We start from the raw sequence: 12754 nt of genomic DNA, 5'->3' as shown, positions 1-12754 counted from the left end.
GCCGAGCAATATCTCATGCATAACTTGGACACGCTGGCCAAATCCGGACCGGCTCACTCGTACGTCCGCTCCGGCCGCTCCACCCCCTCCACACCCTCCACCGCCAGGTACGGGATCCGCTCGTTGTTCACCGCGTCCCGCGTCTGCGTCGCGCTGTACCTCCCGACCACCCGCACCCACGTATCGTCGGCCCACTCCCCCGCCCCCTCCAGCCCGACCTTGATCGGGCGGGCGTCGGAGGCGCAGCAGCTCAGGATCATCCGCGCCAGGTACACCTCACCGTTCGCCCCGTGGGTGATGAAGCCGGTGAGCGTGACACGGCGGTCGCCGATGGAGCGGCCCTCGTCGAAGATCGCGCGGGAGGCGTAGTCGAGGACGGCGAGCTCGGCGGGGTCGCCCTCGGGCAGCGGCGGGTAATCGGACATGTTCTCCCACGCCCCGAGCGCGGTGCCGGACTCGGTGGCGGCGTAGGCGCCGAGGGCGGTGGGCGCGACGAGGAGGAGCCCGGCGACGGGCAGGACGAGCAGCCACGCCACGCGCGGCTCGTGGGTGTGCCCGTGGTCGCAGGCCGCCCGGCGTTCGCGGACCTCGTAGTAGACCGTCGCGGCGGCCACCGCCAGCAGGACCACCGCCGCCGCCAGCAGGATCGGGCGGAACCCGGCCTTGACGTAGGTCAGGTAGGCGTCGGTGAGCCCGACGCGCAGCAGCGCGCCGCCGAGCAGCAGCAGGACCACCGCCTGCGTCGCGCGCCTCACAGCAGCACCGCCCCGACGAGGACGGCGGAGGCGACGGCCACGACGAAGGTCGCGGGCGCGAAGCGGGCGGCGAAGGCGCGCCCGAAGGTCGCCGCCTGCATCGCCACCAGCTTCACGTCGACCATGGGGCCGACGACCAGGAACGCCAGGCGCGCGGTGAGCGAGAACTGGGTCAGCGAGGCCGCCACGAACGCATCCGCCTCCGAGCAGATCGACAGCACGACGGCCAGCAGCGCCAGCGCCAGCACCGACAGCCAGGGGTTGCCGGCCACGGCGGTCATCCAGCGTTCGGGGACGACGGCGTTCAGCGTGGCCGCCACCGCGCCGCCCAGGACGAGGAAGCCTCCCGCATGCACGATGTCATGGCGGCAGGACCCCCAGAACGCGGCCAGCTTGGAGCCCTCGGTGTGCGGGCGCGGCGGGGGACGCAGCCAGTCGGCCTTCCCCAGGCGCAGCCACAGCCAGCCCATGACCACCGCCGCCAGCAGGGACGCCGCGAAGCGCGCGGCCACGAACGAGGGCCTGCCGGGGAACGCGACGGCGGTGGAGACCAGCACGATCGGGTTGATCGCGGGCGCCGAGAGCAGGAACGCCAGGGCCGCCGCGGGCGTCACCCCCCGCCGGATGAAGGCCCCGGCCACCGGCACCGACGCGCACTCGCAGCCGGGCAGGACGGCACCGGCCACGCCCGCGACGGGCACCGCGAGCGCCGGGTTGCGCGGCAGCGCGCGGGCGAAGAACGCCGGCGGCACGAACACCGCGATCACCGCCGACAGGACCACGCCGAACACCAGGAACGGCATCGCCTGCACGACCACCGACACGAACACCACCGTCCACCGCTGGAGCCAGGGGGCGTCCAGCCAGGCCACCAGCCAGGGCCGGGCGATGACGATCGTCACGATCGCCAGGGCCAGCAGCTCCAGGCCACCGGGGCGATAGGGCCGCCGGACGGGCGTGTCGGGCTTTGTCTGCGGCTCGGCGAGCATGCGCACAGCCTGCCTTCAGAGGCCGCCGATGGCAAACCACCACGCCCGGTGCTACGGTCGCTACCGACGACAGGGGAGCCCCTCGGCTGAGAGTGCGCGCCAGCGCAGACCCTACGAACCTGATCCGGTTAGCACCGGCGAAGGGAGTCGTATCTCTCACGTACCCCTGCGTGCGACAGGGAGGTACGGAAGTGTCCAATGTAGGTGGTTCCCCGGCGCGGTGGCGCACGGTGGACATCGTCACCGCCGCGGTTCTCGCGGTGGCCTTCGGCGTGGTGTTCTGGGCGTGGGGACTGCTGTGGAAGGCCAGTGACCCGCTCTTCACGTTCTTCGCCCCGGCGCAGGCGCTGCTCTACGGCGTCTGGCTGATCCCGGCGGTGCTCGCCTCGCTGATCATCCGCAAGGCCGGCGCGGGCATCCTCACCGAGGCCATCGCGGCCACGATCTCGGCGCTGCTGGGCTCGCAGTGGGGGCTGACGGTCGTATGGCAGGGCCTGATCGAGGGCGCCGGCGGGGAACTGGGCTTCGCCCTGGGCCGCTACCGCCGCTTCGGCACCGGCACCGCGATCCTGTCCGGCGCCCTCGCCGGGCTGGCGGCCACCATCTTCGACTGCATCCAGTGGTACTCGACCTTCGAGCTGTGGTCGTACCGGGTGCCGTACGTGGCCTGCGGCGTGGTCTCCTCGGCGCTCATCGCCGGGCTCGGCTCGGTCCTGCTCACCAAGGCCCTGGCGGGGACGGGCGTCCTCGACGCCTTCCCGTCGGGCCGCGGCCGCGCGGCGATCTAGTGTCCGGGGCCGTCGAGCTGCGTGGTTTCACCTGGCGGCACGCCGGGCGCCGCGCCCCTGCCGTCCGGGAGGTGGACCTGTCCATCGCCCCGGGCGAGCGGGTGCTGCTCCTCGGCCCCTCCGGCGCGGGCAAGTCGACGCTGCTGCGCGCCCTGGCCGGGCTGCTCGCCGAGGACTCCGGCGAGCGTTCCGGCCAGATCCTGGTCGGCGGCCGCGATCCCCGCGAGGCGCGCGAGTCGGCCGGGATCGTCTTCCAGGACCCCTCCACCCAGCTGGTCATGGCCCGTAGCGGCGATGACGTGGCATTCGGGCTGGAGAACCAGGGTGTGCCCCTGGCCGAACTGTGGCCGAGGGTGGACGCCGCGATGGCCGCGGCGGGCTTCCCCTACGGCCGCGACCGCGACACCTCGGCGCTGTCCGGCGGTGAGCAGCAACGACTGGCGCTGGCCGGGGTGCTGGCCCGCCGCCCGTCCCTGCTGCTGCTGGACGAGCCCACGGCCAACCTCGACCCGGCCGGGGCGGCGCTCGTCCGCGACGCCCTGCGCTCGGCGCTGCCGGAGGGGACCACGATGGTCCTCATCGAGCATCGCGTGGCCGAGGTGGTCGACCTGGTGGACCGGGTCGTGGTGCTGTCGGCCGAGGGCGGTCTGCTGGCCGACGGGCCTCCGGCACGGGTCTTCGCCGAGCACGGCGAGGCGCTGACCGAGCAGGGTGTGTGGATTCCCGGCGCGCCGCCCTTCCCCGCCCGCCGCACCCCCTCCCCCGGGCCGGTGCTGCTGGACGCGGCGGGCCTGGGGCTGCGCCACCCGGATGCCGCCGTGGCCGCGCTGTCCGATGTGGACGTCGAGGTGCGGGCCGCGGAACTGCTGGCGGTGCTGGGATCCAGCGGCGGCGGCAAGTCCACCCTGGCCGCCCTGCTGGGCGGGCTGCTCAAGCCCACCAGCGGTCGCGTCACCGCCACCCCGGACCTGGCGGGCAAACACGCGGGAACGCCTCCGCATCGCTGGCGCGCTCCCGTCCTGGCGCGCGCGATCGGCTCGGTCTTCCAGAACCCCGAGCAGCAGTTCGTCACCACGCGCGCCCGCGACGAGCTGACCCTGGGGCAGAAGCGGATGGGAGTGCCCGAGGCCGAGGCGGAGGCGCGCGCCGGTGAGCTGCTGGAGCGCCTGCGGCTGTCGGCGCTGGCCGAGGCCAATCCCTTCACGCTGTCCGGCGGCCAGGCCCGCCGCCTGTCGGTGGCCACCGCCCTGGCCGCCGCCCCGAAGCTGCTGATCCTGGACGAGCCGACCTTCGGCCAGGACCGGCGCACCTGGAGCGAGCTGGCCGCGCTCATCGCCGACCTGCGCGACGAGGGACGGGGCATCGTCGCCGTCACCCACGACGCCGACTTCGCCGCCGCCGTCGCCGACCGGACTCTGACCATCCACAAGGGACGGCTGTCGTGCTGAGCCTGACTCCACTGGCTCGGCCGACCGCGCCGCTGTCCCGCCGCAACCCGGTGGCCAAACTCGCCGCCGCCACCCTCATCTCCGCCGCGGCCCTGATCGCCACCGACGCCCTCACCCCGGCGCTCCTGCTGGCCGCCGAGCTGGCCGCGCTGCCCTTCTGCGGGATCCGCCCCGGAGCACTGCTACGCCGCTCCTGGGTCCTCATCGTCTCCGCGCTGGGACTGGCGGCGGTCAACATGGTCTTCGCCGCCAACCAGACCGGCCCGGTCATCGTCGACTTCGGGCCCCTGGAGATCCGGCACTCGGCGCTGTTCACCGCCCTGGCCCTGGGACTGCGCGCGCTGACCTTCGGCATGACCGGCATCCTGGTCTTCGCCACCACCGACCCCACCGACCTGGCCGACTCCCTCGTCCAGCAACTGCGGTTCCCGGCCCGCTTCGCCATCGGCTCCCTGGCCGCGTTCCGGATGATGCCCCTGCTGATCACCGAGTGGCAGCTCATCACCATGGCCCGCCGGGCACGCGGCGTGGACGCGGGAAAGAACCCGCTCAAACGCCTGAGCCTGTTCCTGTCCACCATGTTCGCGCTGCTGGTGGGCGCCATCCGGCGCGGAACCCGGCTGGCCACCGCCATGGACGCCCGCGGCTTCGACTCCGGCATCCCGCGCACGATCGCCCGCCCGCAGCACATGCGGACCGCCGACTGGGCACTGATCCTGGGCACCGCACTGGTCACGGCCGGAGCGATCACGGTGAGCGTGGCGACCGGGACGTTCACCACCCTCGTCTCGGGCTAGCGCGCCTCGCGCCGCTCGACCACGTCCCAGACCCGCACGGTCCGGTCACCCGAGCCGCTGACCAGGTGCTTGGAGTCCTTCGTCCAGGCCAGCGTGGTGATGTCGCCGTTGTGGCCGCTCAGCTCACCGGCCGGTTCGCCCGATTCGCCGTACCAGAGCCGGATCACCCGGTCCACGCCACCGCTGGCCACCCACATCCCGTCCGGCGACCACGCCACAGCCTCCACGGCCGCCGAATGTCCACTGGGGAGCGTCACGGCCGCGGTGCCGCCGAGCGTCCACAGCCGCACATCGCCACCGGCGTCACCGAAGGCGAGCCGCCGCCCGTCCGGCGACCAGCACAAGGCCCGCACGGTCAGCGGATCCACGCGCAGCATCATCGTCGGATCCTCACCGACCACCTGCCACACCTTCACCAGGCCCTGGCATCCGGCCGCGGCGAGCAACTGCCCGTCCGGCGACCACGCCACCACCCGCACACCCTTCGGCGTCACGGTGGAGTTCGGATCGGCGAAAGTCAGCTCCCGCTTGAGCTTGCCGTCGTAGCTGCGCCACACCCGGATCGAGTTGATGTTGGCCCCGGCCAGGCTCCCGCCCGACCACGACAGCGACCGCACCTGGTCGGAATGCGAGCCCATCCGCCGCTGCAGCACGTTGGGACGCCACATCTCGCGGCTGACCTTCCAGCCCCAGCTCGCCTGCGACCACAGCTGCACCGCGTCCCCGTCGGCACTGGACGCCAGCACCGAGCCGTCCTCCGACCACGCCAGCGCCCTGGGCGTCGCGGAGTGTCCATCGAGGACGGCCACCCGCCGCCCACTGGCCGCCTCGGAGATCACGATCCCCTGCGTGGTGGCCACCGCCAGGTACCGGTCGTCGAACAGCGCCAGCGCCGTCACCCCACCGATCGCCCCCTCCGGGGCCCGCACCGGCACATCGCCCTCGGGCGCCGGCGGTGGCGGCGGCGTGGGCGGCTCGTCGTCCTGCTCCAGGAACGCCGGATTCGTCTCGATCCGCGTCGGCACATAGGGAACCGGGTCGTGCACGACCCGCTCCTGCGGCGGCGGCGTCGGCTTCACCGGCACCTTCGCCACACCCCGGATCACCTGCCTGGGCGGCACCGGAAGCGGCACCGCGCTCGTGGCATCGGCCGGCGGAGCCGAGACCGGCATGACGGTCACATGCTCCCGCTTCGGGCTGACCGGCGCGGCATGATCCGGCGGAGCCGGATTGGGTGCCGCATGGTTCGGCGTCACCTGCCGCGGCGGAGCCGAAACCGGTGCCACCGGCGGAGCCGAAACGGGCGCGACCGGCGGCGCCGACACCGGCATCGCGCTCATCGAGGACGTCGCGTCCAGCGGCGCCGGAGCAGGCGACGGCGGCGCCGTGGTCGGCGCGTCCACCGCCCCCGAGGCCACCACGAGTTCCGGCTGCTCCAGCACCGTCGGCGCGATCCCCATCTCGCGCAACAACATCGTCGACACCAACGGCATCCGGCTGGCCCCACCGACCAGGAACAGCCCCTTGATCTCCCGCGCGTCGATGTTCGCCCGCCGCAAAACGTTCGTCGTCAGCGCCACCGTCTGCTCCAGCAACGGCTTCGCGAAGCCCTCAAGCTCCTCACGCGTCAGATGCACGTCCTTGTCCAGCAACGGAATGAACAGCGCCGCCGTCGACTCCCGGCTCAGCAGCTCCTTGGCGTCCTTGACATCCCGCCACAACTGCCGCCGCTGCCGCCGGTCATTGGGCGTCTGCGGATCCCGCAACTTCCCCCAGGCACCGTCCGCGGACGGATAGACACGCTCCAAATGCCGCACAATGGCATGATCGATGTCGAGACCACCCACATCGGACAGTCCACCCGAGGCGACAACGAGCATCCGCCCGCCCTCGTTCCGCACCACGGTGACATCACACGTCCCACCACCCAGGTCGTACACGACAATGCACGACCCTTCAGGCGCGGCATGCCCCAAATGCACCGTGAAATGCGTAGCCGCCGCCACCGGCTCAGGAGTGAACCGAGGAGACGACAACCCCGCCAGCTTCGCCGACAACCGCAGAACCCCGAGCCGCTCCCCCCGCCAGTCCGCCGGATGCGTCAAAACCGCCGCCTCCGGCACCACCCCCGCAACCCGCACCGCCTCGGCCACAACCCGCCGAAGAACAGACGCGATCACCTCGGTGACCGGCACATCCTTCCCCCCGAGCAGGATCAGCCCATCCCCGATGCACCGCTTCGGATTCGGCTCGAAAGAAGCCGGATCGGCAGCCGCCGACCGCTCCGCATCCCGCCCGACCAGAATCCGCCCATCCGAGGCGAACACAGAAGACGGCAACACCGGCGACCCGTCGAAGAGCAAAGTCTCCACCGGCCGACCGGGACGAGACAGCACCGCGACCGTACTGGACGTGCCGAAATCAATCCCCAGTCGCACACCGCTCGCCGACACCGCCATGACGGGAAGAATAGGCCACCCGCGCACACCGCGACATCGGCTCGGCGGGCGGTGACCCCGAAGACGCGACCGACGCCGAAGCGGAAGACCGGAGGAAGAGATTCCGGATGGGGAAACGGCTGGTAAGCGGGCAGAGCGGCCCACATTGGACGGGTGGCGGAGCGCGGGCGATGTGAGCAAGGACAGGGCGACGACGGGACACAGGCAGAGGCGGGTGCAGGGGCCGGGCGCGATGGGCGAGCGCGCGGGCGGGGGCAAGGTGAGGGCGGGGGCGGGGGCGGGGGAACTGAGCCGGGTGGGTGACTGGCGGGCAACGGGGTCAAGACCCGGGTGGGGAGTCGGCTTGTTGTTTTAGAGCCGGGCCGAAGACCGGACGCAGGCCGCAAAACCGAGCCGGCCAGAAGACGAGCCGACGCGCAAAGACTGACCCGGGATAGGAGAGGTGGATCCTCCGTCGGTCGGCCAGACGTGTTCTTGGAACGAGGGTTCTCGGGGTGTCAAGCCGCGTTCTTTGGCTTGACACCCCGGGGTTCCTCGTTCAGCGTCGTACCAGCCGGCCAGAGGAGGAGACGCCTCCCGAGAGAGGCCCAGGTCCAGGACAGCGTCCTGGTCGGGGACGAGGGCTGAAAGCCCAGGCCAGACGGCGACCGTCACTTAGCCGCAACGCCGTGGATACATCGAACACGAACGATCCGCGGGGCGCCAGACAAGAAGCACCGAGGGCGGCAACAGGCGTCGGAAACACACGACCCCCGGACTGGAGACGGCCACGAAGACCGGGTGAAACGGCCTCGGGTGATGAGGGACGGCCGCACCGGGGACGGCCCCCGCGCGTGGTAGTGAGGCGGGGTGAGGCGAGGCGAGCAACCTACCCCGGCACATCCCCCAACCCCACCAGCAACTTCCTCAACCCCCCCGCCAACATCTCCCTCTCCCCATCCCCGAGCATCCCCAGCAACCTCTCCTCATTCGCCACATGCCCGGTCACCACCTCATCCACCAGCTCCCGCCCCTCCGGCGTCAAATCGATCACCACACTCCGCCGGTTCTCCGGATCCACCTCCCGCGTCACATACCCCCGCGCCACCAACCGGTCGATCCGGTTGGTGATCGCCCCCGAAGTCACCATCGCCGCCCCGGTCAAGGTCCCCGCCGTCTGCGGCCCGGCCCGCCGCAGCGTCCCGAGGATGTCGAACTCCCACAACTGCAGGTCGAACCCCGCGAAGTACTCCGAGAGCCCCTTCTCCAGCAACCGGCTGGCCCGCTGGATCCGCCCGATGACCCCCATGGGCGACGGATCCAGGTCGGGCCGCTCCACATTCCACTGCGCCATCAACCGATCGACATTGTCAAAAGCCCTGTCAGAAGCACTGTCAAAAGCACCGTCAAAAGCGGAGGACGAAGAGGAAGGAGAAGCCACGAGAACCCCCTGAGTCGAGTGCCGGTCAAACTATCAGCCGAACACGTGCGAGTGGTCCCGGACGAACTCCCCGAGCCCCCGCGGCGCCCGCCCCGTCACCTTCTCCACGTCCCCGGTCACGAAGTCCCCGTGCCCGTCCACGAACGCCTGCGCGTACTCGTTGACCATGTCGGTGATCCAGGCCGGCACCCCGTACCCGAGCATCCGCTCCTCCACGACCTCGTCGGCGACCGGCTCGTAGCGCACGGGACGCCCGAGCGCCTCCCCGAGCCTCTCCGCGGCCTCATGAAAGCTCAGGGCCTCGGGCCCGGTGAGCGTGTACACCTTCTCGTGATGCTCGGAGGGCTCTGAAACGAGCACCTTCGCCGCCACCTCGGCGATGTCCCGGGCGTCGACCATCCCGACCCGCCCGTCCCCCATGTTCAGCCGGACGGTCCCGGCAGCGATGTCACCGGCCTCGTTGAACAGGTTCTGCATGAACCACAGGGGCCGGATGATCGTCCACCGCAGCCCGGACGCGCCGAGCTGCTCGTCGGCCATCGCGTGCAGGCGCTCACTGCGAGTGGGCGCGTCGTGAGACGCGCGGACGGCCGACAGCCGCACCACGCGTTCGACACCGGCCCGGCGCGCTGCCCACACCGCGTTCATGCTCTGCTCGGCCGCGCGGGGCCCGTTGGGGGTCAGCAGCCAGACGTCGTGGACGCCCTCGAACGCCGCGGGCAGGGTGCGGGGGTCGCCGAGGTCGCCGGTGACGGTCTCGATGCCGCGCTCGCGGAGTCCGGCGGCGCCGTCCTCGTCGAGGGTGAGCGCGCGCAGGTGGAAGGTGTCGCCGAGGGCGTCGATGAGGGCGGTGGAGACGGTTCCGGTGGCACCGGTGAGGAGCAGCGTGCGGGTCATGACTTCTTTCCCTTCGGGGGCAGTTGCGCGGCGGCGATGGAGACGAGGGCGAGGACGAATCCGAGGCCCTGGACGGCGGTGAGGGACTGCCCGAGGACGAGCCAGCCCAGCAGGGTGGCCACGACCGGGGACAGCAGCGGCAGGAACGAGACGGCGGTGACGGGCAGTGTGCCCAGGCCCTGGAACCACAGGGCGTAGGCGAGGGCGGTGCCGATGAGGGCGAGCCAGGCGAATCCGGCCAGTGCCTTGAGGTCGGGGACGGGCGGGAGCCCTTCGGAGGCGAGCGCGATGGGCGCCAGGAGCAGTCCACCGGCGGTGAGCTGCCAGCCGGTGAAGGCCAGGAGCCCGGTCCCGGGTGGCCGTCCCCATCGCTTGGTGAGGACGATGCCGGTGGCCATGGCGGCGGCGGCGCCGAGTCCGGCGAGGACGCCGACGGTGTCGAAGACGATCTCGCCGCGCAGGACGATGAGCCCGACGCCGATGACGCCGGCGACGCCCCAGCCGAGTCGCCACGTGGTGGGTTTCTCGCGCAGGACGGCGAAGGCGATGAGGGCGACGAGGAGCGGCTGGACGGCGCTGAGGGTGGCGGCGACTCCGCCGGGGAGGCGGTAGGCGGCGACGAACAGCAGCGCGTTGACGGCGGCGATGTTGAGCGCGCCGAGGACGGCCGAGCGCCACCACCACGTGCCGCGCGGGAGCGTCCGGGTGAAGAGCAGGAGCAGGAGCCCGGCGGGCAGCGTGCGGATGACGCCGGAGAGCAGGGGGATGCCGGGCGGGAGGAACTGGGTGGTGACGAGGTAGGTGGTGCCCCAGGTGGCGGGGGCGATGGCGGTGAGGGCGGTGGTGCGGAGGAGGCGGGTGGTGGGCGCGGGTGCGAGGGTCTGCGTCATGCCGATCTCTCTGCATTGAATTGTTCAATGTTCAGATGACGTGGACGAGCCTAGCCCGGGGACGTCTTCATGTCAAACATTTCAATACTGAGATGTCTGTGGGCGGCGTGAGGTCGGCTAGACTCCCGATCCGCCCAGCCCGATCACGCCCACCTCGCCCGGAGCCCGCCCATGCCCACCCCCATGCCCGATTCCGCCTGCCCGCGGTGCCGGACCGCCCTGGTCACCCACCTCTCCGAGGTGCCCTGGTGCCCGGCGTGCCTGTGGAACATCGACGCCTTCGAGCCCGGCGACAAGAAGGGCCCGCTCCGCCGCCTCTACCGCCGCCTGGCCTTCCGCGCCGCCTTCGGGACCTTCCGCGCCCTCCAGACCGGGGACGACCCCGCGCGCGGCGCCACGGCGGTGGCCCTCGGCCTGGTCTCGCTCGTGATCGGCGCGCTGCTGCTGGCGATGCTCGCCCTTGGCGTGCGGCTGAGCACCGCGGACTTCCCCGCGCCGACGCTGCTGCCGGGCGTGCCGCTCATCCTGTTCGCGCTCTGGCTGCGCCCGCGCTTCGGCAAGACCGACCCCCACGCCACCGTGCTGACCCGCCCGGTCTCCCCCGCGCTGTTCGCGCTGATCGACCGGGTCGCCGCGGCCCTGGACACCCGTGCGCCCCACCGGGTCGAGTTCGTCGAGGACGCCGTCTCGGCGGGCTACGTCGCCGGGATCGGCCGCCGCCGGGTCCTGCGGATCGGCGCGACGGGCTGGCTGATGTACACCCCGCAGGAGCGCGTGGCGATCCTCGCCTGGTGCCTGGCCTCCCTGCGCGACGGGCACGCCGCCGACGCGATGGCCTCCCAACTCGCCCTGCGCACCTTCGGGCGGGTCTCGGACATGTTCCTCGCGCCGCCCAATCCCCGCTGGAACCACTGGTGCCGGGGCAACACGCGCATGGCGCTCATCGAGCGGCTGGTGGCGGTGCTGATGCTGCCGGTCTCGGCCCTGTGCTGGGGCGCCGAACTGGCCGTGTGGCGCCTGGCCGTCCCCGGCTTCCAGCGCGACCACTACCGCGACGACCGGGCGGCGTCCGCCGTGGCCGGTGGCGAGGCGATGCGGACCCTGCTCGACAAGCACCTGCTCACCGCCGAACTGCACACGGTGGCCTCCGCGATGGCCCGCCGCGGCGAGTTCGCCGCCCCCGGGCTGATCGCGGCCGCCGGTGAGGTCATGGACCGGCGGGCCGGCGACCTGCCCGCGCTGCGGCAGGCCACCATCCGCCGCGACACCGCGCTCTCCGACGGCGCGCCCGCCCTCGGGTTCCGGATCGCGCTGCTCGGCGACCTGGCCCCCGCCGGGGCGGCCGTCGTCTCCTCCCGGGCCGAGTCGGAGGCCGTCGACGCCGAACTCGCCCCCCACATCAAGCGCCTGCGCGGCAAGGTCGCATCCGACTGGTACAACTGACCACCGTGAGCGAGGCCACCGAGGACGTCAATCGCCGGATGCTGCGCGCCCGCGACGCCATGGACCGCGACTACGCGCTCCCCCTCGACGTCCCCGCCCTGGCCCGCATCGCACACGTCTCCCCCGCGCACTTCGCGCGGACCTTCCGCGACACCTTCGGCGAGACCCCGCACCGCTACCTCCAGCGCCGCCGGGTCGAGCGCGCGATGCGGCTGCTGCGGGAGACCACCGTCAGCGTCACCGACATCTGCTTCCGGGTCGGCTTCGGCAGCCCGGGCACCTTCAGCCGGACCTTCTCGGCCATCGTGGGACGCTCGCCGCGCCAGTACCGGCGCGCGGCGGTGGCGGCCAACGTGCCCACGTGCTTCACGATGGCCTGGGTCCGCCCCGGCAACACCGAGCCCCCGAACACCGCAGTTTCGGAGAAGTTTCCGCCCGCCCCCGATCGGTAGCGTGAGCGGCATGTTCACCGCCATCACGCACTCGCAGATCTACGTCCTCGACCAGGACGAGGCCCTCGACTTCTACGCCGGCAAGCTCGGCCTGGAGGTCGCCGCCGACGTCGACATGGGCGACATGCGCTGGCTGACCGTCGCCGTCCCCGGCCACCCCGAGCGCCAGATCGTGCTGGCGAAACCGGGCGGGCCGATGATGTCGGCGCAGACCGCCGAGCAGGTCCGCGACCTGGTCACCAAGGGCGCCGGGGGCACCGTCATCTTCACCACCGACGACTGCCGCAAGACCTGCGAAACCCTCCGGGAGCGGGGCGTGGAGATCATCGAGGAGCCCACCGAGCGGCCCTTCGGCATCGACTGCGCGCTGCGGGACCCCTTCGGCAACCACATCCGCTTCACCCAGCTGAGCTGAG

12 protein-coding genes and 1 riboswitch are annotated in these 12754 nt (G+C 72.0%); of the genes, 6 read left to right on the top strand and 6 right to left on the bottom strand.

Translation table 11 applies throughout. The features are described 5' to 3' along the window. Positions 1–53: 53 nt before the first annotated feature. Positions 54–755 (bottom strand): TIGR03943 family putative permease subunit, encoded by a 702-nt coding sequence (locus tag QSK10_RS20625; RefSeq protein ID WP_285664547.1) that lies wholly within the window; start codon positions 753–755, stop codon positions 54–56. Beyond that, a complete protein-coding gene (locus tag QSK10_RS20620; protein ID WP_285664546.1) occupies positions 752–1744 on the bottom strand; it encodes a permease in 993 nt (330 codons plus the stop codon). The genes QSK10_RS20625 and QSK10_RS20620 overlap by 4 nt, the downstream gene beginning before the upstream one ends. Positions 1745–1805: 61 nt before the next feature. After that, positions 1806–1907, top strand: a riboswitch (TPP riboswitch). A gap of 28 nt (positions 1908–1935) precedes the next feature. On the opposite strand from QSK10_RS20620, the gene QSK10_RS20615 reads away from it, so the two are divergent. From QSK10_RS20615 to QSK10_RS20605, 3 genes are read left to right on the top strand one after another with little or no spacing between them, the layout of a single operon-like run. Then, a complete protein-coding gene (locus tag QSK10_RS20615) occupies positions 1936–2532 on the top strand; it encodes an ECF transporter S component (protein WP_285664545.1) in 597 nt (198 codons plus the stop codon). Continuing rightward, complete coding sequence (locus QSK10_RS20610) at positions 2532–3980, top strand: ABC transporter ATP-binding protein (RefSeq protein WP_285664544.1); 1449 nt, start codon at positions 2532–2534, stop codon at positions 3978–3980. The genes QSK10_RS20615 and QSK10_RS20610 overlap by 1 nt, the downstream gene beginning before the upstream one ends. Continuing rightward, entirely contained in the window at positions 3974–4777 is an 804-nt protein-coding gene (locus QSK10_RS20605) for an energy-coupling factor transporter transmembrane component T family protein (protein ID WP_285664543.1), read from the top strand. Before QSK10_RS20610 ends, QSK10_RS20605 begins: the two co-directional genes overlap by 7 nt. Here QSK10_RS20605 and QSK10_RS20600 read toward each other — a convergent pair. From QSK10_RS20600 to QSK10_RS20585, 4 genes are all read right to left on the bottom strand, one after another. Next, entirely contained in the window at positions 4774–7236 is a 2463-nt protein-coding gene (locus tag QSK10_RS20600; RefSeq protein ID WP_285664542.1) for an Hsp70 family protein, read from the bottom strand. The genes QSK10_RS20605 and QSK10_RS20600 overlap by 4 nt on opposite strands. An 868-nt stretch (positions 7237–8104) precedes the next feature. Further along, positions 8105–8569 carry a MarR family winged helix-turn-helix transcriptional regulator gene (locus QSK10_RS20595; RefSeq protein WP_285664541.1) on the bottom strand — a complete coding sequence of 155 codons (465 nt, stop codon included), beginning with the start codon at positions 8567–8569 and terminating at the stop codon, positions 8105–8107. Between the two features lie 120 nt (positions 8570–8689). Next, positions 8690–9553, bottom strand: coding sequence for an SDR family oxidoreductase (locus tag QSK10_RS20590; RefSeq protein WP_285664540.1), 864 nt, complete (start codon positions 9551–9553; stop codon positions 8690–8692). Next, complete coding sequence (locus QSK10_RS20585; RefSeq protein WP_285664539.1) at positions 9550–10443, bottom strand: EamA family transporter; 894 nt, start codon at positions 10441–10443, stop codon at positions 9550–9552. Before QSK10_RS20585 ends, QSK10_RS20590 begins: the two co-directional genes overlap by 4 nt. 171 nt (positions 10444–10614) lie before the next feature. Between QSK10_RS20585 and QSK10_RS20580 the strand changes: the two genes are divergently transcribed. From QSK10_RS20580 to QSK10_RS20570, 3 genes are read left to right on the top strand one after another with little or no spacing between them, the layout of a single operon-like run. Then, positions 10615–11886: a M48 family metallopeptidase gene (locus tag QSK10_RS20580; protein ID WP_285664538.1), complete on the top strand. Its 1272-nt coding sequence runs from the start codon at positions 10615–10617 to the stop codon at positions 11884–11886. A 5-nt stretch (positions 11887–11891) separates the two neighbouring features. Further along, complete coding sequence (locus tag QSK10_RS20575) at positions 11892–12338, top strand: helix-turn-helix domain-containing protein (protein ID WP_285664537.1); 447 nt, start codon at positions 11892–11894, stop codon at positions 12336–12338. A 10-nt stretch (positions 12339–12348) separates the two neighbouring features. Then, entirely contained in the window at positions 12349–12753 is a 405-nt protein-coding gene (locus QSK10_RS20570) for a VOC family protein (RefSeq protein WP_285664536.1), read from the top strand. The last annotated feature ends 1 nt before the right edge of the window (position 12754 follow it).

Origin of the sequence: Actinorhabdospora filicis (assembly GCF_030269765.1) — a bacterium.
GTDB lineage: Bacteria > Actinomycetota > Actinomycetes > Mycobacteriales > Micromonosporaceae > Actinorhabdospora > Actinorhabdospora filicis.
The sequence above is the reverse complement of the archived record's forward strand: the minus strand, read 5'-3'. Positions and strand labels throughout refer to the sequence as shown.

Excerpts from the sequence above, each read along its gene's own strand:
- QSK10_RS20620 (WP_285664546.1), bottom strand. The coding sequence starts at position 1,744 with ATGCTCGCCGAGCCGCAGACAAAGCCCGACACGCCCGTCCGGCGGCCC.
- QSK10_RS20600 (WP_285664542.1), bottom strand. The coding sequence starts at position 7,236 with ATGGCGGTGTCGGCGAGCGGTGTGCGACTGGGGATTGATTTCGGCACG.
- QSK10_RS20595 (WP_285664541.1), bottom strand. The coding sequence starts at position 8,569 with ATGGCGCAGTGGAATGTGGAGCGGCCCGACCTGGATCCGTCGCCCATG.
- QSK10_RS20590 (WP_285664540.1), bottom strand. The coding sequence starts at position 9,553 with ATGACCCGCACGCTGCTCCTCACCGGTGCCACCGGAACCGTCTCCACC.
- QSK10_RS20585 (WP_285664539.1), bottom strand. The coding sequence starts at position 10,443 with ATGACGCAGACCCTCGCACCCGCGCCCACCACCCGCCTCCTCCGCACC.
- QSK10_RS20580 (WP_285664538.1), top strand. The coding sequence starts at position 10,615 with ATGCCCACCCCCATGCCCGATTCCGCCTGCCCGCGGTGCCGGACCGCC.
- QSK10_RS20570 (WP_285664536.1), top strand. The coding sequence starts at position 12,349 with ATGTTCACCGCCATCACGCACTCGCAGATCTACGTCCTCGACCAGGAC.